The sequence below is a fragment of the Tolypothrix campylonemoides VB511288_2 genome (assembly GCF_045999855.1).
Taxonomy (GTDB): Bacteria; Cyanobacteriota; Cyanobacteriia; order Cyanobacteriales; family Nostocaceae; genus Scytonema; species Scytonema bouteillei_A.
In genome coordinates this window covers 990,001-1,012,487 of record NZ_JBFPMW010000002.1, presented here as the reverse complement: position 1 = coordinate 1,012,487, position 22,487 = coordinate 990,001, and the positions used below count along the sequence as shown (strand labels likewise).

The window sequence follows — 22,487 nt, the reverse complement described above, 5'->3', positions numbered from 1 at the left end:
TTGCCACAGGCTTAAGGAGTGTTTTATGGAAATGAACCGCAGAGGCGCAGAGGGCGCAGAGAGAAGAGAGTTAGGAGAGGAAATGAGTGAGTTGACCGGATCTGTCATTGGGGCGGCGATTGAGGTACATCGAATGTTGGGACCTGGATTTCTGGAGTCGGTGTATCATCAAGCTTTGAGGCTAGAATTTGAAATGCGGGGTATACCTCACAAATCTAAATATCCCGTAGCAATTACTTACAAAAGTCATCAAGTTGGTGAGGGCGAATTAGATTTTTTCGTTGGTGATACTCTTGTTGTCGAATTGAAAGCTGTTGAAAAATTAGCACCCATTCACGAGGCTCAAGTCATTTCCTATCTAAAAACAACCAACCAAACCCTTGCCCTTCTCATCAACTTTAACGTTCCCATCCTCAAACAGGGTATCAAAAGAATAGTACTTTCCTCTTAACTCTTCTCCTCATTCTCTCTGCGCTCTCTGCGCCTCTGCGGTTCATTAAACAAAAAACGGAATTTGTTACACCATCCTTGTAGTCATCTAAATTGCTCAATAATACCGATAATTTTATGAAATTAAAACCTAGTTTACTTCAATTTATTGTCATCGGCATGACGATATCCTTGTTGGCTTCCTGCACCCGAGTTCCAGAAACGAGCCAGATAAACTGCAACAGCTCACAAGCACAGCGCTCCTATGAATGCAATAACTCTAGCAGTGGTGGTAGCAGTCGCATTTACCATGGGGGTTCTGGATATAGATACCGTGGTGGTAGTAGAGGTAGTTCAAGCTATTCCCCGGCTCAGGTAGGTCGTTCTGGATTTGGTAGTTTTGGTCGCGGTGCTAGCGCAGGTGGTTAAGAGAATGAATGTAGATATTTTTGATAGCCCTCAACGAAAGCAGTTCTTTCAATCCATGAAAATGGGTTGGTATAATGTTTGCCCAATTGAGGAAGGAACGGGTATCCCTCTGACTGACCAAGAAACGCCATACGCGTTGTATTACTGTCATACAGTTTCCCCACAAACTATACAAGAAATTAAACAGGCATCTGAATTGGTTGGTAGTGTTTTGATGGAAGCTTGGTCTATTGTTCGTACCCTTGATGAAGAGACTTTACTTGACTATGGCTTTCCTAAAGATGCTATTAAGGTAGTGAAGCATGATTCTCTTGCACCATTTTGTATGCGACTGGATTGGTGCTGGAATGAAGAGACAGGCGTAAAAAAAGTTATTGAAACAAATCCTCAAACGCCTAGCTTTTGGTTTGAATGTACGGAAGGTAATGGTAAAGTTGCAGAACATTTTGAATTAAAAGACCCCGTGTATGATGCTCAAAATGTGTTGAGTGTGTCCCTCAATCAACATATACAAAGGGCAGCACAAGTGCTCAAGAAAAGAGTTCAAGAATGCCGTGTTGCTTTTACAGCATTAAATAATGCCGAAGATTTAGGTACGATGAGATGGTTGAGTAAAAAATTTAATCATAAAAGTGCTGTACTACCTTTAGAATATCTTCGTATTAAAGATGGAAAATATCTATTTGATTCTAGAACGGGGCTACCTATAGATATATTGTTTATGTGGTATCCCATTGAATGGGTTATTTATGATACAGATGATAAAGGAGAGAGATTGTGGCCTGCCCTTGAGCAACTGATTTTAGAGAACAAAGTTGTTATTGTTAACTTTGGTTCTGCTTTTGCACTACAGCCTAAAAGTATATTTGCGCTGATTACAGATTTGGGATTGGAATTGTTTAATCATAAAGATGCTCAAACAATTTTTGACTATTTCCCCAAAACTTCTATGGTGCCAGAAAAAATAGGAAATTCATACTTTGCCAAACCTATTTTGGGAAGGGAAGGTGCAGGAGGATTCGCTGTCAAATCGGGAGAGGTTGCTGTTCGCAGTCACAGTAACGATCCTTGGTATATAGAACAAGATTATGTGTATCAGGAGTTATTGGAACTTCCCACTTTAGAACTCGCCCAGCAATCTATGACTGTAGTTTGGGGAGCTTGGTTGTACAATAACGGTCAAGATAAATTGGTGTCAGGTGGTGTAGGAATGCGTGTTTCTGAGGGGAAAATAACAGATAATATTTCCTATTGGTGTCCTATTGGATGTTAAAGTCAACCAAGTCATTGTATGGAAGAGCAAATTAAATCTCGTTCTCCTTGGGCGTTTATTCCTACTTTGTATTTTGCCTCTGGAATGCCCTATGTCATTATCAATACGCTTTCTGTGATTTTTTACAAGAAATTAGGTATCGATAATACTCAAATTACATTTTGGACGAGTTTGCTTTATCTTCCCTGGATTCTCAAAATGTTTTGGAGTCCAATTGTTGATACCTATTGGACAAAAAGAACATGGATACTGGGTACGCAATTGGCTATGTTCTGTTGTCTGGGGTTAGTTGCTTTTTCATTACAATTGCCAAATTTCTTTTTTATATCCTTAGCGGGATTGACTGTTGGAGCATTTATTTCGGCAACTTATGATATTGCAACGGATGGTTTTTATTTACTGGCTTTAAATCCAGGTGAACAAGCTTTCTTTGTGGGTATTCGTTCGCTTTTTTATCGGATTGCTCTTATTTTTGGTTCTGGTTTTTTGGTAATTTTGGCCGGGATACTTGAAGAAAAGTATCTAAAAAGTATTCCTTTGAGTTGGAGTCTATCTATTGGTTTATCATCATTAATATTAGCTACATTATTTATATTTCATCAGATTTTTTTGCCTTTGCCTGAAGCTGGCGATCGCAGTCAGTTAGAAGCTCAATCAAAGATTTCTTTTTTTGATATTATTATTTCTTATTTTAAACAAGAAAAAATTGCGGCTATTTTAGCATTTATACTGCTTTATAGATTTGGTGAGGCAATGTTGCTAAAAATAGCTCAATTGTTTTTACTGGATAAACCAGAAGCAGGAGGATTGGGGCTATCAACATCAACTGTGGGTTTAATCTACGGTACCTTTGGGGTTCTTTCTTTAATTGTGGGAGGCATTACAGGTGGGATGGTTATTTCAAGGTATGGATTAAAAAAATGTCTTTTGCCGATGGCTTTGGCATTGAATCTACCCGATATATTCTATGTCTATATGGCTTATGCTAAACCATCTTTGCCTCTTGTTTATGCTTTAGTCTCTTTTGAGCAATTGGGATATGGTTTTGGATTCACTGCATTTAGTATTTATTTAATGTATATTTCTAAAGGAGAATATAAAACTTCTCATTTTGCTATTTCTACAGGTATTATGGCTTTGGGTATAATGTTGCCTGGGTTAATTAGCGGTTACATTCAGGCACAAGTAGGGTATTTCTTATTTTTTATATTAGTATGTTTGTTGACAGTTCCTGGCATGATAACTCTATTTTTTATTCCTTTGGAAGAAGGAACTGCAGATAAACGCATCTCAACTAACAACTAACGAATAACAATTAAGTAGGTTATGAATTATGTTTTAGGAATTGATGGTGGTGGAAGTAAAACTGTTTGCGTTTTGATGAATGATGCAGGGCAAGTTTTAGGTCGCGGTGAATCTGGTGCATCAAATTATCAAAGTATAGGTATTCAAGCTGCATTACAAGCGATGGAGTCCGCTATTTATAATGCAGCAGTTGAGGCGTTGAAGTTAACGTCTAATATTAGAGTGCAAGCGATTTGCTTGGGATTAGCTGGTGTAGGGCGTCCTGAGGATATCGAAGTTGTAAAAGGTATAGTGCTTGAATTGCAGAATAGTAGTTTGCTTCCTATCACTTGGAATTTAACCTGTAACAAGTATAATGACCCAAATATTGTTATTTGCAATGATGCCTTGATTGCTTTAGTTGGGGGAGTTGGTTATCCCGTCGGAATTGTGGTTGCGGCTGGGACTGGTTCTATAGTTTTTGGTCGCAACCATCAGGGAGATATTAAGCGAGTTGGTGGTTGGGGATATATTTTAGGTGATGAAGGAAGTGCTTATAAAATAGCTGTAGCTGGTATGCAAGCAGCGTTAAAGGCATACGATGGACGTGAGGTTCCTACCAGTCTTGTTGAAGTTTTTAAACAGCACCTCAATCTGGCAAGTTTAGAGGATTTGATAGAAGTTGTCTATCGTAGGGGTTGGGGTGTTAAAGAGATAGCAGCTTTAGCACCTCTTGTTGATGGTGCTGCTGTTTGTGGAGATGAAACTGCTAATAGAATTATCGATGATGCTGTGAAAGAGCTAATAAGGGCGACTGGTACAGTTATTGATACGATTTTTAGTCATCGAGAACTTTTTGAAGTTGTAACAACGGGGAGTGTTTGGCTGGGAAAATCTAAGATGCGCGATAAATTTGCTAAATCAATTCGTACTATGTTTCCGACAGCAAAAGTGATTTTTCCCCGTCACGAACCTGCTTGTGGTGCTGGATTGTTAGCGTTGCAGAGGTTGGCGGGGGAAGGTAGTTTGTGAGGTTATGTCTGGAATAAGGGGAACATCCCAATTTGGAAAAAACACCTTGCCATTGAAATTGGCTATACAAGATAAGTCTGCCTGCGCGGACTAAATACAAAGTCCACCTACGTGGACTTTGTTTGTATAGCCTCAGAATAGAATTCTGAGGGCAATAAGCCAAATTGGGATACTCCCAGTATAAGTTGTTATATGTCCATATCATTTTACCCCCCATATTGATTGCGAGAAGTCGTATTCTTTTTACCTATAATACTTTTAGCTATCAAAGGTGTAAAGCAGTAGTTGCTTGTTAGCACACACGAACAATATTCAAACCAAATGGAAAGCGTTGAAAAGGATAAAAGAAGTACGAATGAAATTATTCAAACTGCCTTAACGACAGAAAGTGAAGATATTTATTGGCACTTGGTACACATTTTACGTATCCGTGGTGGTGATAGGGAATTTACAGCAGCATCAAAATTGTGTGAGAGTCAAAATTCTAAGGAAAGAACTTTAGGAGTTCGCATCTTAGCACAATTAGGAACTACACAAAAGCAATTCCGTATTCTCGAACGCGGAGATATTTTATTAAAGCTACTATCACAAGAAGAAAAAGATAGCAATGTTTTGACTGCGATTGGCTATGCTTTTGGTCATTTACAAGATACAAGGGGGATTTTGCCGTTAATCAACTTAAAAAATCATGCTGATAGCATTTGTCACAAGTTAAGGCTACAAGGCGGTTGTCAAGGGGATTTTAGAAGATGCTTGAAAGAAAAACTCCTTGGAGCCTCGCTGTTTTTCTGGGAATGGTGCGACAATTAACCTAACGTTCGCTTTTCGTTGTCGTTTAACAATACCTAAATCTTGATTTTCTGGAGCGGCGAAATATTTAACTGGGTCTGTAACTAAACCTTTTTGATGAGCCACATAAAAATGATAAAGACCGCGATAAATCATTTCGCGCATAAATGGAGTCAAATGGTAAAGAAAGCTCATCAGCCACAGCATCGCCTAAATCTACGCGCCACAGCATAAAACAACCAAGTCCCCCAAATCTGTAGCTGAATTCCATTAATGGAACCTGTCCATAAATAACTGAGACCTAAGAGCCTTTTGATTATATTAAAAGCATCTTCAATCCGCCATCGTCTTCGATATAAATCAGCAACGACGTAGGGAGGTAAAATGGTTGGGTCAAGTACACTCGTTAAATAAGAATGCCAAATTTTTCCTGAATGAATTTCGATGAGACGTAAAGTGACAAATGGGGTCTTCTTCGTGCCAGAACCCAGTTTTATTAAACGGTCACGCAGAGAATAGCTGTCTGTAAATACCCGCTCAACCTTAATGGCAGCCCCTTTCTTAAGTCTAGTAATAAAATGAACTTCTTGTTCAATTAATTGAAGCCAGAAGCTAAAATGGTAAAATCCTCTATCCAGTAACAGCAAAGTTTTGGCTGGGACTAAATTTAAAATATTTTCTTCTAGTTTGGTATCAGAAGCTCTGGGATTTTCTTGAAACCAAATTTCTACAGGTAATCTGGTCATTAAATCAATGACTGTTGCCATTTTAAGAGCTAATTGCCCAGTAGGGACATCTTCTAAGCTTTTGAGCTTACAAAACAACGCCTCTAACGTTGAACTATCTATTATCCAAATTTGGGAAAATTTAGGAAAAGTAAACTGAAGACTTTCAGGTATTGGTCGTTTATTTCTACTGTGCCAAGCCGTTATCAAACTGGGTAATAAATTTTTAAAGACTTGCTCAAATAATTCTGCAGGAAAACTTAAAAATCGTTGCGAGAGTGCTTGTTGAGTAACGGCAGTAGGTTTACACCATAAAAAACATAGATCGTGCTAACATTCTTGTCAGCTCCGTGACTCCCGCCACGTCTCGCCATAGTAAGGTTAACACTGCTGCAACCATTAATGGTAAGTTGAGAATTCTGCTTCTTAATCCCAGGTTACGGTAGTAGTTTTCTTGACTTGTGATTGCTGGTGTGAGTAATGCGGACAGTTGCTCTGCAATGACTTCGTCTTCTACCATCGGTCTGTGAGTCTTTTTGGCGTGGTCACGAGAGCGTTTTTCGGTTGCCGCTCATGGTAGCTCACACAATCCCTTAATTACTGATCTAGTCTGAGTTTCACATGATTTCTCCTCAAGGCGAATATTACTTGAAGACTATTAATAATGATAATCGCAAGGGGAGGGGGGAGAGGCAGCCTAAGGCTGCCTCTCCCCCCTCCCTCCCCTTATTTGATTATCATTCTTTTAAAAAATATTTCTACATTTGGACGTATTGACAAAATACACTTATTTTTTACTTGTTACCAATGCTCCAATTACAACTACATGACAGGAGAAAACTGCGTTGTTGTGACGAGCGTTTTTGTTGTTTCAGGAGAGAACACCTCATTACAGCAGATGCTAACCATGAGATATACTGCCCCAAAGTAAGAAAGTTAAGAACAGTATTTCTTAAATTGGTTGCCACAAACAAGCCGGAGCAAGAGTGAGGAGAGCTTCGGCTGCGTATCTCTATTATGCAGTCGGGCCTGATTTTTAGAACTGAGCCAAATCTGGTTGCCTTGCAAAAAACTTATATGCGTCACAAACTTTGGAATATTGTGTATTATATGAAGTAATAGAGATTTAAAATAACAGCCTTCATGGAGGTACTGTAAATTCTCCACTTTATCTATAACGTCTCAAAATAATCCTGACAATAGGGTAAGGTATTTAATCACCAGCGCGTTGCCCTATATTAACGGAATCAAACATTTGGGGAACCTTGTAGGTTCCATGCTCCCAGCAGATGTATATGCTCGTTTCTTGAGACAAGAAGGTGAAACAGTTCTCTTTATTTGTGCTACTGACGAACATGGTACACCTACCGAAATAGCTGCAAATGAAGTAGGACTTGATGTAGAAACTTTCTGTCAAAGGTTGCATGAACTCCAGGCAGAAATTTACAAAAACCTTGGTTTATCGTTTGACTATTTCGGTCGTAACTCATCAGTCTATAACTATGAGCTAACCCAGCATTTCTATAAAAATCTTGAGAAAAACGGTTTTATCGAGGAACGAGAGATTAGTCTGGTTTACTCTGTTGATGATGAACGTTTTTTGCCGGATAGATATATTATTGGGACTTGTCCCCATTGTGGATATACTTCAGCCAGGGGAGACCAATGTGAAAATTGTACATCTTTGCTAGAGCCGACTGACTTAATAGAACCACGTTCTGCAATCTCACAAAGCAAGCGTTTGGAAGTCCGAAAAACTAAACATTTGTTCTTAAAGCTTTCTACACTCTCGCAAGAGGTAAAAACTTGGGTTGAGAAACATCCAAATTGGTCTAATCTCACTAAATCAATTGCGATGAAGTGGTTAAATGAAGGACTTCAAGACAGATGTATTACTCGTGATCTGAATTGGGGAGTTTCTGTTCCCTGTCCAGGTTTTGAGGGGAAAGTTTTTTATGTTTGGTTTGATGCACCTATTGGATATATTTCTGCAACTCAAGCATGGGGACTAGAAAATTCTCAAAATTGGTCAAACTGGTGGCATGATACAGAAAATACCAAATATGTGCAATTTATGGCTAAGGATAACTTGCCATTTCACACTATTATGTTTCCAGCAATGATTCTAGGTACGCGAGAAAACTGGAAACTAGCCGACCAAATTAAGGGATTTAACTGGTTGACATATTATGGTGGAAAGTTTTCTACTAGTGCAAAACGAGGGGTATTCTTAGATCAGGCATTGAGTATTTTACCTGCGGATTATTGGCGATATAGTCTTTTATCAATGATTCCTGAATCTGCTGATTCGGCTTTTACCTGGGAGTTATTTCAAATTAAGGTTAATAAGGAGTTAGCTGATACATTTGGTAACTTTGTGAATCGAACTCTTAAGTTTACCGCGAATAATTTTGGTGCAACTGTTCCAAATGGTGGCGTTTTTGGTGGCAGAGAACAGGATTTACAAAAGACTTGCCAACAGCTTGTTAACAAATACTGTGATTCCCTAAAAAATCTTGAGTATCGCAAGGCAATAGAAGCTCTCTATTCCTTATGGTCTGTTGGTAATAAATATATCGATGAAAGAGAGCCGTGGAAGCTAATTAAAGAAAATCGTGAAGAAGCAGCCCAAGTGGTGCGTATTTGCATTAACTTAATTAGAATTTACGCACTTGTTTCTTTTCCAATTATTCCTTTTACTTCTACAAAGCTTTTTGATGCGTTGCACCTGTCTGATGCTGACAGAATGACAAAGATAAGCGAGAGCGTTAATTTTGATGCTTTGTCTCCCGGTCATGCAGTTGATGTGATCCAGCCACTTTTTCGTAAGTTAGAGGATGGAGAAATTAAAGAATTATCAGTAAGATTTGGAATGAAAACTTAAGTATTTGATAACTCAATTGAAAACCTGAAGAAGACTTTAGTTGAGAAAGCTTGAGTAAAAGGGTCAACGCTTAGAGAGCCTATCACCAGCCGCCAAGCGTTGGCGCTTACCCTTTACTTAGGGTTCATTAAGAACTTTTTACAGCCACAACCGCGCAAGGAAGTTAACCACTATTGGCTCTCAGAAACCTTATAGGTAAAGCTTTTTAGCAGAGTAATCAAATTTTTCTTAATTCGGTTTCTTACTTGTACAAAATTCTATAAGTCATTAATTGATTTTTGATAGTACGGCATAGATTTATGTCTATATAAAAGTCATATTAATATTTAAGAAGATTTAAGAACTCGTTGCAATTAGGCGGCGATAGCGAAGTGCTGGGCGGGGCTTTGATAAACTAGGCATCCGTACAAGGAGACTACTGCCCCGTCCCAGCACCGCAAGAGTTGAGCCTCGCGGCAACGAGTTCGCCGGCTCAACACGACTCATCGACTAAAACCCCTTGAGCGTTGTTTCTGCTGTTCGATTTCTCGCTGCTTCGCTTCAATCAAAATCTCATTCCAAGTCACCCCAGACGGTTCAACTCTTTTAGCCTGCGGCAGAATTTTTTGAACAAGTTGGGCTGTTTGGTTGCCCTGTTCATCGTTATTAAATGCCAAAGCAATTCTGTTCACATTCTTGAGCAATTCAAGGGGCAACGAGTTCGGGTCATCCACTGCCATGTACATTGTTCTAACTGGTGGTTGTCCTTTGTGTGCATCTCTATCAATATGTGCAATTGAGAGTGCCTCAATTGGGGAATCACACAGGATAACTCTTTCGATTTTATCGTCAAGCTCTCCACCCAATTTTAGGTAAAACCATCCCGAAAAGCGATCGCTATTTTCAGGGTACTCCATACACCGATTGTCTTCTCGATGAGTGTCCCAAACCAGTGCGCCTGACTTTTCACCGTTGAGATCGCGCTTGATAAAGACAACATTTTTCTGCTGGTCGATGTAACCTAACCCCTGGCGTTGTAATGCCCCTACAAGGTAATTGGTTAAACCGCGTGTTTGAGTAAGGTAATACTGTAATATTCGCCGTAAACTTTCATCTTCTGGTGGTGGTGTAAACTGAGGTTTACTCTGTTGTTGTTGTTTATGAGTTGCCAGTCGATTGTTAGCAATTAGAACTAATGCTTTAGCCTCATCACTAGTCCATCCAGCAGGACTAGCTAGGAGAATTTCTTCTACATTTTGGTCAGGCTGATTATCTAATAATGCTCTAAAAGCAATTTCTTTGTCTCGGTCAGTCACTAATAAGGAATGCAAGTCAGCACTGTAATACTTGTATAACTCGGCTATATGGTTTGGAGTTAGCTTTGGTTGAGATGGAGTTAATGTTTGAGCTTTATTAAGAGCAATTACATCGACATTTGACGAAGATGAAAGTCGTTGTAACTGTTGAGTAATCACCGCCCCAAAGTCGTTTAATGTGGTTGTTGAAACTTTTAACTGCTGCTGATACATTAACAGTTGTTCGGTTAATTCTGGTAACGTTTCCATGAAGGTTGATTCAACGGCTTTTGAGTCAATATAGTTAACGATTGCATCGACAGCTTTTTGTGATATTAGTTGTTGCTCCCGTTGAGCCATTAACGCTGCTAGGTTTTCTAATGTAGTTCTTTCTTCTTTTAACTGCTGCTGATACAGTAACAGTTGTTCTGCATTGGTAACAAGTAAAAAATAAGTGTATTTTGTCAATACGTCCAAATGTAGAAATATTTTTTAAAAGAATGATAATCAAATAAGGGGAGGGAGGGGGGAGAGGCAGCCTTAGGCTGCCTCTCCCCCCTCCCCTTGCGATTATCATTATTAATAGTCTTCAAGTAATATTCGCCTTGAGGAGAAATCATGTGAAACTCAGACTAGATCAGTAATTAAGGGATTGTGTGAGCTACCATGAGCGGCAACCGAAAAACGCTCTCGTGACCACGCCAAAAAGACTCACAGACCGATGGTAGAAGACGAAGTCATTGCAGAGCAACTGTCCGCATTACTCACACCAGCAATCACAAGTCAAGAAAACTACTACCGTAACCTGGGATTAAGAAGCAGAATTCTCAACTTACCATTAATGGTTGCAGCAGTGTTAACCTTACTATGGCGAGACGTGGCGGGAGTCACGGAGCTGACAAGAATGTTAGCACGATCTATGTTTTTTATGGTGTAAACCTACTGCCGTTACTCAACAAGCACTCTCGCAACGATTTTTAAGTTTTCCTGCAGAATTATTTGAGCAAGTCTTTAAAAATTTATTACCCAGTTTGATAACGGCTTGGCACAGTAGAAATAAACGACCAATACCTGAAAGTCTTCAGTTTACTTTTCCTAAATTTTCCCAAATTTGGATAATAGATAGTTCAACGTTAGAGGCGTTGTTTTGTAAGCTCAAAAGCTTAGAAGATGTCCCTACTGGGCAATTAGCTCTTAAAATGGCAACAGTCATTGATTTAATGACCAGATTACCTGTAGAAATTTGGTTTCAAGAAAATCCCAGAGCTTCTGATACCAAACTAGAAGAAAATATTTTAAATTTAGTCCCAGCCAAAACTTTGCTGTTACTGGATAGAGGATTTTACCATTTTAGCTTCTGGCTTCAATTAATTGAACAAGAAGTTCATTTTATTACTAGACTTAAGAAAGGGGCTGCCATTAAGGTTGAGCGGGTATTTACAGACAGCTATTCTCTGCGTGACCGTTTAATAAAACTGGGTTCTGGCACGAAGAAGACCCCATTTGTCACTTTACGTCTCATCGAAATTCATTCAGGAAAAATTTGGCATTCTTATTTAACGAGTGTACTTGACCCAACCATTTTACCTCCCTACGTCGTTGCTGATTTATATCGAAGACGATGGCGGATTGAAGATGCTTTTAATATAATCAAAAGGCTCTTAGGTCTCAGTTATTTATGGACAGGTTCCATTAATGGAATTCAGCTACAGATTTGGGGGACTTGGTTGTTTTATGCTGTGGCGCGTAGATTTAGGCGATGCTGTGGCTGATGAGCTTTCTTTACCATTTGACTCCATTTATGCGCGAAATGATTTATCGCGGTCTTTATCATTTTTATGTGGCTCATCAAAAAGGTTTAGTTACAGACCCAGTTAAATATTTCGCCGCTCCAGAAAATCAAGATTTAGGTATTGTTAAACGACAACGAAAAGCGAACGTTAGGTTAATTGTCGCACCATTCCCAGAAAAACAGCGAGGCTCCAAGGAGTTTTTCTTTCAAGCATCTTCTAAAATCCCCTTGACAACTGCCTTGTAGCCTTAACTTGTGACAAATGTGCTGATAGTGACGTTCGCATGAGTGTTGTTTTAGGTTTGAGTTGTCAGGAAGATGAATCCGCTATTCAAACATTAATCGAATTATCTGCTGACGAAGATAAGGATATAAGAAATTGGGCAACTTTTGGCTTGGGTTCGCAAATAGAGATCGATACCCAGGAAATTCGAGATGCTTTATATCGGCGTATCCTTTCTGAAGTCGGAGAAGATGACACAATTGCGGAAATTCGTGGAGAAGCATTATTGGGTTTGGCAATTAGAAAAGATGAACGGGTCATCGAGCCATTGATTGGAGAACTAGAAAGCGATCGCGTGGGAAGATTATCTGTGGAAGCGGCACTGGCAATAGGCGATAATCGCCTGTATTCTGCATTGGTTAAATTGCAAGATTGGTGGGATATAGATGTTGAGTTATTGCAAGCAGCAATATCAAAATGCCAAGTATAAAATCGCGATCGCTTTTTTATATATCGGGGGCTTGTCAGGTTTTATACAACCTATATTTTGATGAAATTTCTCCGTAAATTCAAGCGATCGCTGTTTGTCGCGCCTACCAAGCAACTATTGATAACGGACGAATCTACCCTGAGAAACCGCATTACAAGAGACTTTTTAGGCTTCGTCTTCGTAAAAATGACCATACCATAATTGGGGGAGCCGATCTGATATTGCCCAAGATTGAAGCGTCAAAGCCAAGATTGCAAAATTTTGTATCGCAGTATGGGTACTGGGTTGATGTTATCAGTTGCAATACTAAATTAGGTATGTTGAAATAAAGACAAGTTAATGAACTGGTTGAGTTGCAGAATCACCCGATTTATTATGAACGGCAAGTTTATTGACTAATGTAGCACTTGCTTCATTTAATCCTACCAAGTCTACCTCTATACCATTGCGGCGGAAGTTGAGAACGACCTTATCAATAGCTGCAACTGCTGTTTGATCCCATAAATGAGCGTGAGTCAGGTCAATCTTGACACGATCTAAATTTTCTTTAAAGTTAAAAGCTGCTAGAAAGGTGTCTGTTGATAAAAAGAACAATTGCCCAGCAACACTATATATGCGATAATTCCCATCTACGCCCAGAACTGAGTCAACGAAGACAACCTTAGCAATATTACGTGAAAACAAAACTGCACTCAGCGCTACTCCCACAACGACTCCAAAGGCTAGGTTGTGGGTCATTAATGTGATAAAAATGGTTGTCACCATAACGACAATTTCATGTCTTGGTACTAAATGTAAAGTTTTAACTGAAGACCAGCTAAATGTACTAATACAAACCATTATCATCACTGCTACCAATGATGCCATTGGAATTTGCTTGACCCAATGACCCATAACTAGGATGAAAAATAGTAAGAAAACACCTGCACTGAGGGTTGAAAGACGAGTGCGCCCTCCAGTCCTAATGTTGATGAGCGATTGACCGATCATGGCACACCCCGCCATTCCTCCTAAAAACCCCGTGATAATGTTGGCAATTCCCTGACCTCTGGCTTCTCTGTTTTTGTCACTGGGGGTGTCTGTGAGTTCGTCTAAAACTGATGCTGTTAATAGTGATTCCAACAAACCAACTACACTCAGGGGAATTGCGTAAGGAAGTATTACTTGCAGAGTTTCTAGATTGAGCGGTACTTGAGGGATTCTTAAAACTGGGAGAGTTGTGGGTAATTCTCCCATATCACCTACTGTAGGAATATTAATATGACCAACAATAGAAATGGCTGTCAAAACAAGAATGGCGATTAATGGTGACGGGAGGATTTTTGTAAATCGGGGTAGGATGTATATGATCGCAAGACCTGCTGCTACCATGGGATAAACTTGCCAAGGCACATTTATAAGATGCCGTAACTGCGCTACAAAAATTAAAATTGCTAAGGCGTTGAGAAAGCCATTCATCACAGCCCGTGGGACGTACCGGATTTGGTGACCTAATTTGAACCAACCTATGAGGAATTGGAGAATACCTGTGACAATTGTTGTGGCAAACAGATAATCCAATCCATGCTCTTTGACTAAAGTTGTCAACAACAACGCCATTGCGCCAGTAGCAGCTGAAATTAAGCCCGGTCGTCCTCCTGCAATAGCTGTTACTACAGCCATAGAAAAAGAAGCATACAATCCAATGGTTGGATCGACACCAGCAACGAAGGAAAATGCGATCGCTTCAGGAATCAGTGCTAGAGCTACTAAAACTCCCGATAACATATCTGCTTTTATATTCGAGAACCATTCAAGACGCAAAGTTTTTGTATTCAAAATTTCCCCCTATTTCCTTTCTATGAGTGACCAGTTAATTATTAATTTTTTGCTTCATGAATAAATTTTAATGTCTGTACTACTTGGCTTTTGGTCTTAATTCCTACCTGAAGATATTTTTTAAGCTTGTCTTAGAGAATTAAGTCATATAAGATTACCTAAAAACGTAAAACTTCAAAAAATTCTAATCAATTAATTTGAAAACTAATTTCATGTCCAGCCTTTACTCAATCATTAAGTTCAATGTATCCATTTTACGATTAGATACATTCCTGCCCTTAAACAAACTGATAGTCTATCTAGCCCTAACATTTTATTTAATTTGAAAAATTAGTAGAGAATGCAAGAGAATTAAACTTAACAGTACCACGGAATTTGCCTACTAAAGAATTGGAACATAAAATTACCGTGAAATTACTACTAAAAAATTATAAATTCTTTGTCACTCTTTTTATCTCAGGGAAGTTTTTGATTTTCTACGCTACAACACTCATGCTAGACCTTGGAAGGGCGAGGTAGATAAGAGAAAGAGTATGGTGTATGAGCCTAACTTGGTATCAGATTCTGGATATAGGACAGGCGAAATGCCTATTTTGTAAACATTTCGCCTGGAACAACAAGAATATTCTTTGGTTCTGTATAAGTACTTATGGCATGATTACGCAGGTACTTGAATTCTTTCAGTACCTGCAAGCTCAAATGCTGCGTGGATAGCCTGCAAAGCTTTGACACCTTCCTCACGTGCTACAACACAGCTAATTTTAATTTCTGAAGTAGCAATCATTTGGATATTAATTCCGTGCTCTGCTAGTGCTTCAAACATTTTAGCGGCGACACCTGGTTGACCTACCATACCAGCACCCACAACACTCACCTTAGCAATGTCGCTATCTAGAACAACTTCACCCCAACCATATTCGTCTGCACTTTGCTGAAGCATTTTTTGTGCTGCTTCTGCATCAATTCGGGCGATGGTGAAAGCAATGTCTCGTGTAGGAATGCCATCTATCACGTGACAGCGCTGGGACTGAATGATCGTGTCTACGCTGACGTTATGTTGTGCCAACAGCCCAAAAATCCTTGCCGCTGTTCCCGGACGGTCTTGGACTTGGCGAATTGCCAATCGTGCTTGATTCATATCCAAAGCAACACCCCTGACATGAGGTGGAGGAGAAGGGGGAACGGGGAGAGGGGGAGAGAGGGGAGGAGTGGAAGAACTATATATCTCAAATGCCTGACATAGAGCTGTGACAGCGCGATCGCAATCCGTGTCAGCGATAACACAGCTAACTTTCACCTCACTAGTGGAAATCATGCGGATATTAACACCAGCTTCCGCAAGAGCAGCAAACATCTGAGCAGCAACACCAGGACGACCTATCATTCCTGCGCCTGCAATGCTGACTTTAGCAATATCTTGCTGTACCATCACCTCAGCTTCTTCTGAAGCAGTGCTATTGTGAGATCGAAGAACTGGAGCTATTGCAGCAGCCACAGCTTCTGCCTTATTTAATATTGATGTCACTACAGTAAAGGCAATATCGTTTGTATTCCCTTCGTGAATTGATTGAATAATCAAATCGACATCTACATCTTGACGGGAAATTTCACCAAATAACCGTGCTGCTACACCTGGTTTATCCGGTACGCGCAACAAAGCCACCCTTGCTTGGTTGGTATCAAATTCTACTTTATCTACCGGACGAGCAATTTCTAAATTAATTAACGGTCGTGGTTGCGGTTTGGGTGACATAACCCAAGTACCGGGGTCATCTGTCCAGCTAGAACGCACTACCAAAGGAACTCCATAGTTTCGGGCAATTTCTACAGCACGGGGATGTAATACTTTCGCCCCCAAACTGGCAAGTTCTAGCATTTCATCACTAGTAATTTCATCCATCAATTGTGCGTCTGGAACCAAACGGGGGTCAGTCGTTAAAATTCCCGGTACATCGGTATAAATCTCGCAAAAATTAGCTTGCAATGCAGCTGCCAATGCCACAGCTGAAGTATCTGAACCACCACGCCCTAAAGTTGTAATTTCTAATTCCTCAGTACTGGTAATTCCTTGAAAGCCTGCGACTACGACAACTTTACCTTGATTAAGATGGCGTTGAATCCGTTCTGTTTCAATACGTAAAATCCGAGCGCGTGTGTGTTCGGCTTCAGTTACAATTCCTACTTGTGTACCTGTAAGGGAAATAGCTGGCTGTCCGAGTTCCTGAACTGCCATGCTAAGTAGAGCAATAGATACTTGCTCTCCAGTTGAAAGCAGCATATCCATTTCCCGACGACTGGGAGTTTTTGACAATTCGTAAGCTAGTTTAACAAGTCCATCCGTAGTCTTTCCCATTGCGGAAACTACAACGACTAGCGAGTTTCCTGCTTTCACAGATCTACAGACGCGCTGTGCTACAGCTTGTATGCGTTCTACAGAACCAACCGACGTACCACCGTATTTTTGAACAATGAGAGCCATGACTTTATATAGTATTAAATATGTCCTTTAGTTCAGTCCTAATACTGAGAAAACATCCTTAAACGGGATTTGATTCCCGGTCAGGATTCCCACAAAATTGTGGGTAAGTGATAAGGATGAAACTAATTTATATTAAGTGAATTATACATCAGTCATACAATCCTTTTGCAATTTTACCCTCGGAAGACTCCTATAACTTGGAAGAATAAATTGATACACGACGCGGGTATGAAGTAGTTTTTATAAATACATTGGCGGCTGTAGATCATAAAGTTGAGGTTTTATTTTCAGCCACTTGAATAAACGCTTCAAATTCACCGCTAGGAGTCCATTGAATTGCTCCGTCTCTTCCGGTAAAAAAGAGTTTGGTCTGACTTTGTTGCAGTTCTGATAACGTTTTTGGATCGAGGTTTGCACTTGGTGCGATCGCAACTTGTGGTTGTAGTGTTGGTACAAGTTCTTTCAATAAGCGACTGGAACACCACAGCACTTGGGGATGAGGAATACCTCCTGTTTTTAGCTGGCGTAATTCTGTTGGTTCAATATCGCCTATGAACAACCAATTTTGATTGACAACTTGCAGTTGTAGTATGGGTAATTTATTATTGAGTAATTGCACAACTATTGAATCAGCATTTATCGGTTGCCCAACTGATAATGGTTGATAAGTTCCTTGGTTCTTTTGTAATTCCTTTTGGATTGCCATACTATTCTTTTGATTTTCTATCTGAGGAGAATACTCATAAAAAGTTGCAATTGGTAAATCTTGTAGTATTTTTGTCCAACTATTTCCATTATTTGATTGAAAGTTAGAAGCAATTGCTAAGTCTATTTTATTGATACCTTGTTGTTTTAAAAATGGCAGTATCGTTAAAGTCCCTGTTTCTTCATGACCGCTATTAATGAGTGTTATTTTTCCTTTGTTTTGAATAACAACAATTGGTTCTTGACCTGACGCTAATAAAGTGACTCGAAATAGGTTGTTTGCAGAATGCCAAACAGGAATGAAGATCAAACCAACAGCGATCGCAGATGCAAACAACCATCTTTTTTGCCACCATTTTAACAATAAAACCAAACTCAACAATCCATAAATCGCCAACATTTGACCAATAGATATGCTACCAACAGCTATATTTTTGCCTGGTAAATTGACAAAAAATTCTACTAATTGAATTAACCAATGTGTGGGATAATAGAGTGCCAAGGATAAAGTACTGCCAAGATCGCTTGAGATAAAGCTGACTAATGCACTTATAATTCCACCAATACTAATTATGGAAATCAATGGAGTTGAAAGAACATTAACTATTAAGCTATAGTTGGGTATGACACTAAACAAATGTAGAGTTAGAGGGAGTGTCCATATTATGGCAGCAATGGGGACTGAAATTAAGGAAGAAATGCTAGATGGTAACCATTGCAATCGTTGGTTTATTGGAGTAGCTGTAGTTACTAATCCAAATGTTGCTAAAAAACTAAGCTGAAATCCTAAATCCCAAATCCACTGTGGGTTAAAGAGCAGCATAAGTACTGCTGCAATCAGTAAAGCACCTAATTGCTTAACCTTACGTTGCAATCCCACACCAATCAATGCTGCAAATCCCATAATGACGGCTCTTACAACTGGTGCAACAGAACCAGCTAAACTTAAAAAGATTAAAAGAGCAGCACTTCCAAGTAGAATTTGGGTTCCTCTTTTTGCCTTAGATGTTAACCCCAATACAACCCCTAAAATCAGGGAGGTTTGGAACCCTGAAGCGGCTAAAGCATGAGCTAACCCTACTGTGGTAAACCAGTCGCGAATGTCATAGGGTAAGTCAACAGCTTTGCTACCTAAAACCATTGCACTGACAAGGGGACCTTCTGGAACACCTAACCAGCGAACTTGCGATCGCAAAATTTGTTCTCGCACTTTCCACCATCCCCATTGATTTCCCTCATCTAAGATACTCATTTGCCGTCCGCTTAAACCAGCAAAAGTACCTTCTTGTTTGAGGAATTTTTGAAAATCGTAACTACCAGGATTTAGTGCTGGTTGTGGTTTATATAAAATACCAGTGACAGCAACTTGCTGCGAGGGATGCAATCCAGTGGCTTGGAGTATAGGTACAGTAACGTATAATTTTCCTCCTACCCCTTTACTTGTACCGGAAGTGCTGCTGTCGCTTTTGACTTCATCTAACTGAGTTGCTTCTAACCAAAATTGTCCTCGCTGATTGCGGGTTATACGAGGTGTGCTAAGGACTTCACCCCGAACAATAAAAAGTTGTTCTTGATTGTTATTTTTTGACGGAACGAACTGACTTATGTCGTTTTTTGCAGGTTGAGGGGCTCGCATTTGAAAATAGATGCTTCCTAACAATCCCACAACTCCAGCAACTAGCCATACTTTAGAAGAAATAGGTTGCGATCGTAGTGATGTTTGAGTTAAGGCTTGAGAATTTTCCTTGTTTGCCAGAAATTTTCTCCGATGAATTCGTTTTTGCCGTGAAAAAATCGCACCTACTATGCCTAAAACCAACACGCAAATACCACCCCAAGGAACTGCTGTTGACAGTAACCCCAGAATGTAGAAAAGACATATAATGACACCACTTGCCTGAATCATCAAACCAATACCTGGAAAACAGAATTCGCAGCTAAAAAGGCAAAGCCCGCTTTTAGCGGACTTTATTGACTTATTCAACTTACTCACGCAAGTTGTACTTGTATAAGCTTAAACTTTTAGTTTGAGAGTACCACAAGATTTTGACAAAGGATTGTTAAAAACTTGTACCTAGTTGTATACCAAGCAAGGCGTGTACGACCATGAGACAAAGTGCTGTACTACCTAAATAAGCATGGAGCATGCGTAACGAACTCTTATTTCCTGCAAACCCGCTAAAGGAAATTGCACCGTTGATGAATAACAGTAACAGTAAAATCGAACCCGTCCAAAAGTGAGAACTTTCCAGAATGGGTTGGCGCTGCATCACTAAAGACAAAACTCCACCCGTGTAACCAAGTGCCATGAACAAAAACATCCATGGTGCTATCTTACGGTGAGCGCTACGGCTTTGGATTGCTACCTCTTTGTCTTCTGCAAGGCGTCCCCGCCAGCCTGTGAATCCGACAAAGCTACCCATAACGAAAATCACAATCCCCATCATTGCGGGGTGCCCCCAATGAACTATGATATCGGGGATACCTAAAGAACGGAACCAAGCTGCAATAGGTTCTAAAGCTTCAGTGAGATTGACCATTCGTCACAAACCTTGATTGTTGGCAAAATAACACTCCAGTAAAAAATTATCCTATTTTTTGAGAAGCGGAAAACCTAACTTTTCTCTTTGCTCTACATATAGTTGAGCTACTTTACGTGCCAAGTGACGGATTCTCCCAATATATCGAGTTCTCTCTGTTACAGAAATAACACCTCTGGCATCTAAGAGGTTAAAGGTGTGGGAGCACTTGATTACGTAATCCAAGCTCGGTAATACCAGTCCTCGTTCTGTCAGCTGTTGCGCTTCTTGCTCGTACATATTAAATAGTGCAAGCAGCATTTCAGGATTGGACGCTTCAAAGTTGTAAACGCATTGTTCAATTTCTCCTTGAAGGTGAACGTCTCCATAGGTGATGTCATCTGTCCAATGGATTTTCACCATTGCTTCGACTCCTTGGAGGTACATTGCCAATCTCTCCAAGCCATAGGTAATTTCAATTGACACGGGACGGCAATCAATTCCTCCACATTGCTGGAAGTAAGTAAACTGAGTGATTTCCATCCCGTCCAACCAAACTTCCCAACCAGTACCCCAAGCTCCTACAGTCGCATCTTCCCAATTGTCTTCCACAAATCGAATATCGTGGTCTTCCGGACGGATACCTAAAGCCCTTAAGGAATCAAGATATATCTCTTGAATGTTATCTGGTGATGGTTTAATTAGGACTTGGTACTGGTAGTAGTGTTGAAAGCGATTGGGATTTTCGCCATAACGCCCATCAGTAGGACGGCGACAAGGTTCAACGTAAGCTACAGCCCACGGTTCTGGTCCTAGTGCTCTTAAAAAAGTATGCGGGTTCTTGGTACCTGCGCCTTTCTCCATGTCATAGGGTTGAGCGATAAGACATCCGCGATCGCTCCAAAACTTATGCAGGATGGCTATTATCGACTGAAAATTCACGAGTTACCTCTTTACATATATAGCAGTGCATATCCTATTGTTGCCTACGCCTGACAATATAAGGGTTTGAGATGCTCCAAAAAAATCGGAAAAATTTTTTTTCGGAATTAGTTGACAGTAGGAAGTGAGGTCGCTAATATAAAAAAGTGCCTGATGAGGCGGGCGCACAAACGAGCGACGCCAAAAGGTGCCGAACCTTGAAAATTCTATAGTTTGAAAGCAATTATACAGCTTTTACTTGGCGTAAGTAAAGAATAAACCCGTAGTTGAAGGGAAAAATTCAACAAAGAGCTAAACAAACACTTCAAAACGGAGAGTTTGATCCTGGCTCAGGATGAACGCTGGCGGTATGCTTAACACATGCAAGTCGAACGGTCTCTTCGGAGATAGTGGCGGACGGGTGAGTAACGCGTGAGAATCTGGCTTCAGGTCCGGGACAACAGTTGGAAACGGCTGCTAATACCGGATGTGCCCATGGGTGAAAGGCTAGCTGCCTGGAGATGAGCTCGCGTCCGATTAGTTAGTTGGTGTGGTAAGAGCGCACCAAGACGGCGATCGGTAGCTGGTCTGAGAGGACGATCAGCCACACTGGAACTGAGACACGGTCCAGACTCCTACGGGAGGCAGCAGTGGGGAATTTTCCGCAATGGGCGAAAGCCTGACGGAGCAATACCGCGTGAGGGAGGAAGGCTCTTGGGTTGTAAACCTCTTTTCTCAGGGAATAATAAGTTGAAGGTACCTGAGGAATAAGCATCGGCTAACTCCGTGCCAGCAGCCGCGGTAATACGGAGGATGCAAGCGTTATCCGGAATGATTGGGCGTAAAGCGTCCGCAGGTGGTTTATCAAGTCTGCTGTCAAAGCGTCTGGCTTAACTAGATAAAGGCAGTGGAAACTGAGAGACTGGAGTATGGTAGGGGTAGAGGGAATTCCCGGTGTAGCGGTGAAATGCGTAGAGATCGGGAAGAACACCGGTGGCGAAAGCGCTCTGCTGGACCATAACTGACACTGAGGGACGAAAGCTAGGGGAGCGAATGGGATTAGATACCCCAGTAGTCCTAGCCGTAAACGATGGATACTAGGCGTTACGCGTATCGACCCGCGTAGTGCCGGAGCCAACGCGTTAAGTATCCCGCCTGGGGAGTACGCACGCAAGTGTGAAACTCAAAGGAATTGACGGGGGCCCGCACAAGCGGTGGAGTATGTGGTTTAATTCGATGCAACGCGAAGAACCTTACCAGGGCTTGACATGTCGCGAATCCCGATGAAAGTTGGGAGTGCCTTAGGGAGCGCGAACACAGGTGGTGCATGGCTGTCGTCAGCTCGTGTCGTGAGATGTTGGGTTAAGTCCCGCAACGAGCGCAACCCTCGTACTTAGTTGCCATCATTAAGTTGGGAACTC

At 40.7% G+C, this 22,487-nt stretch carries 14 protein-coding genes, 1 rRNA gene and 2 pseudogenes (1 of these 17 running past the window's edge); 10 read left to right on the top strand and 7 right to left on the bottom strand.

Annotated features, from left to right (window positions below; translation table 11 throughout):
• Positions 1-25 precede the first annotated feature (25 nt).
• From AB0756_RS08745 to AB0756_RS08720, 6 genes are all read left to right on the top strand, one after another.
• On the top strand, positions 26-451 hold the full coding sequence (locus AB0756_RS08745; RefSeq protein WP_038096715.1) for a GxxExxY protein: 426 nt from the start codon (positions 26-28) through the stop codon (positions 449-451).
• 116 nt (positions 452-567) lie between these two features.
• Positions 568-858, top strand: a complete 291-nt coding sequence (locus tag AB0756_RS08740) for a hypothetical protein (protein ID WP_050045573.1) — start codon at positions 568-570, stop codon at positions 856-858.
• 4 nt (positions 859-862) lie between these two features.
• A complete protein-coding gene (locus AB0756_RS08735; protein ID WP_038096713.1) occupies positions 863-2,131 on the top strand; it encodes a glutathionylspermidine synthase family protein in 1,269 nt (422 codons plus the stop codon).
• 18 nt (positions 2,132-2,149) lie between these two features.
• The gene (locus AB0756_RS08730) at positions 2,150-3,436 is read left to right on the top strand and encodes an MFS transporter (RefSeq protein WP_072040727.1); all 1,287 of its coding nucleotides are present in this window, start codon (positions 2,150-2,152) and stop codon (positions 3,434-3,436) included.
• Positions 3,437-3,457: 21 nt separating this feature from the next.
• On the top strand, positions 3,458-4,447 hold the full coding sequence (locus tag AB0756_RS08725) for an N-acetylglucosamine kinase (protein WP_038096711.1): 990 nt from the start codon (positions 3,458-3,460) through the stop codon (positions 4,445-4,447).
• Between the two features lie 321 nt (positions 4,448-4,768).
• Positions 4,769-5,257, top strand: a complete 489-nt coding sequence (locus AB0756_RS08720; protein ID WP_137986234.1) for a hypothetical protein — start codon at positions 4,769-4,771, stop codon at positions 5,255-5,257.
• Here AB0756_RS08720 and AB0756_RS08715 read toward each other — a convergent pair.
• Positions 5,165-6,481 (bottom strand): annotated as a pseudogene (locus AB0756_RS08715) (IS4 family transposase). The gene AB0756_RS08720 and the pseudogene AB0756_RS08715 overlap by 93 nt on opposite strands.
• A 654-nt stretch (positions 6,482-7,135) precedes the next feature.
• On the opposite strand from AB0756_RS08715, the gene metG reads away from it, so the two are divergent.
• Positions 7,136-8,845: a methionine--tRNA ligase gene (gene metG, locus AB0756_RS08710; RefSeq protein ID WP_038077866.1), complete on the top strand. Its 1,710-nt coding sequence runs from the start codon at positions 7,136-7,138 to the stop codon at positions 8,843-8,845.
• Between the two features lie 482 nt (positions 8,846-9,327).
• Here the strand turns inward: metG and AB0756_RS08705 are convergent, their stop codons facing one another.
• The gene (locus tag AB0756_RS08705) at positions 9,328-10,596 is read right to left on the bottom strand and encodes a DUF3991 domain-containing protein (protein ID WP_137986233.1); all 1,269 of its coding nucleotides are present in this window, start codon (positions 10,594-10,596) and stop codon (positions 9,328-9,330) included.
• A gap of 244 nt (positions 10,597-10,840) precedes the next feature.
• Here AB0756_RS08705 and AB0756_RS08700 point away from each other — a divergent pair.
• Both AB0756_RS08700 and AB0756_RS08695 read left to right on the top strand, forming a co-directional pair.
• Positions 10,841-12,157, top strand: a pseudogene (locus AB0756_RS08700) (IS4 family transposase).
• Positions 12,158-12,195: 38 nt separating this feature from the next.
• Positions 12,196-12,624 (top strand): HEAT repeat domain-containing protein, encoded by a 429-nt coding sequence (locus AB0756_RS08695; RefSeq protein WP_050045571.1) that lies wholly within the window; start codon positions 12,196-12,198, stop codon positions 12,622-12,624.
• A 336-nt stretch (positions 12,625-12,960) separates the two neighbouring features.
• On the opposite strand, the gene AB0756_RS08690 is transcribed toward AB0756_RS08695, so the two are convergent.
• The 5 genes from AB0756_RS08690 to glyQ form a co-directional block, all read right to left on the bottom strand.
• Positions 12,961-14,442 carry a SulP family inorganic anion transporter gene (locus AB0756_RS08690; protein WP_038077868.1) on the bottom strand — a complete coding sequence of 494 codons (1,482 nt, stop codon included), beginning with the start codon at positions 14,440-14,442 and terminating at the stop codon, positions 12,961-12,963.
• Between the two features lie 658 nt (positions 14,443-15,100).
• On the bottom strand, positions 15,101-16,921 hold the full coding sequence (locus tag AB0756_RS08685) for an aspartate kinase (protein ID WP_038077870.1): 1,821 nt from the start codon (positions 16,919-16,921) through the stop codon (positions 15,101-15,103).
• A 265-nt stretch (positions 16,922-17,186) separates the two neighbouring features.
• Positions 17,187-19,532, bottom strand: coding sequence for a ComEC/Rec2 family competence protein (locus AB0756_RS08680; RefSeq protein ID WP_038077873.1), 2,346 nt, complete (start codon positions 19,530-19,532; stop codon positions 17,187-17,189).
• A 154-nt stretch (positions 19,533-19,686) separates the two neighbouring features.
• On the bottom strand, positions 19,687-20,166 hold the full coding sequence (locus tag AB0756_RS08675) for a DUF4079 domain-containing protein (protein ID WP_038077874.1): 480 nt from the start codon (positions 20,164-20,166) through the stop codon (positions 19,687-19,689).
• A 51-nt stretch (positions 20,167-20,217) separates the two neighbouring features.
• Positions 20,218-21,087, bottom strand: a complete 870-nt coding sequence (gene glyQ, locus AB0756_RS08670) for a glycine--tRNA ligase subunit alpha (protein WP_050045570.1) — start codon at positions 21,085-21,087, stop codon at positions 20,218-20,220.
• A gap of 306 nt (positions 21,088-21,393) precedes the next feature.
• Here glyQ and AB0756_RS08665 point away from each other — a divergent pair.
• Positions 21,394-22,487 (top strand): 16S ribosomal RNA (locus AB0756_RS08665); it runs 395 nt beyond the window's last position.

What these genes read in the sequence shown, in the direction of transcription:
- AB0756_RS08745 (WP_038096715.1), top strand. Translation starts at nt 26, where the DNA reads ATGGAAATGAACCGCAGAGGCGCAGAGGGCGCAGAGAGAAGAGAGTTA.
- AB0756_RS08740 (WP_050045573.1), top strand. Translation starts at nt 568, where the DNA reads ATGAAATTAAAACCTAGTTTACTTCAATTTATTGTCATCGGCATGACG.
- AB0756_RS08735 (WP_038096713.1), top strand. Translation starts at nt 863, where the DNA reads ATGAATGTAGATATTTTTGATAGCCCTCAACGAAAGCAGTTCTTTCAA.
- AB0756_RS08730 (WP_072040727.1), top strand. Translation starts at nt 2,150, where the DNA reads ATGGAAGAGCAAATTAAATCTCGTTCTCCTTGGGCGTTTATTCCTACT.
- AB0756_RS08725 (WP_038096711.1), top strand. Translation starts at nt 3,458, where the DNA reads ATGAATTATGTTTTAGGAATTGATGGTGGTGGAAGTAAAACTGTTTGC.
- AB0756_RS08720 (WP_137986234.1), top strand. Translation starts at nt 4,769, where the DNA reads ATGGAAAGCGTTGAAAAGGATAAAAGAAGTACGAATGAAATTATTCAA.
- AB0756_RS08695 (WP_050045571.1), top strand. Translation starts at nt 12,196, where the DNA reads ATGAGTGTTGTTTTAGGTTTGAGTTGTCAGGAAGATGAATCCGCTATT.
- AB0756_RS08685 (WP_038077870.1), bottom strand. Translation starts at nt 16,921, where the DNA reads ATGGCTCTCATTGTTCAAAAATACGGTGGTACGTCGGTTGGTTCTGTA.
- AB0756_RS08680 (WP_038077873.1), bottom strand. Translation starts at nt 19,532, where the DNA reads ATGATTCAGGCAAGTGGTGTCATTATATGTCTTTTCTACATTCTGGGG.
- AB0756_RS08675 (WP_038077874.1), bottom strand. Translation starts at nt 20,166, where the DNA reads ATGGTCAATCTCACTGAAGCTTTAGAACCTATTGCAGCTTGGTTCCGT.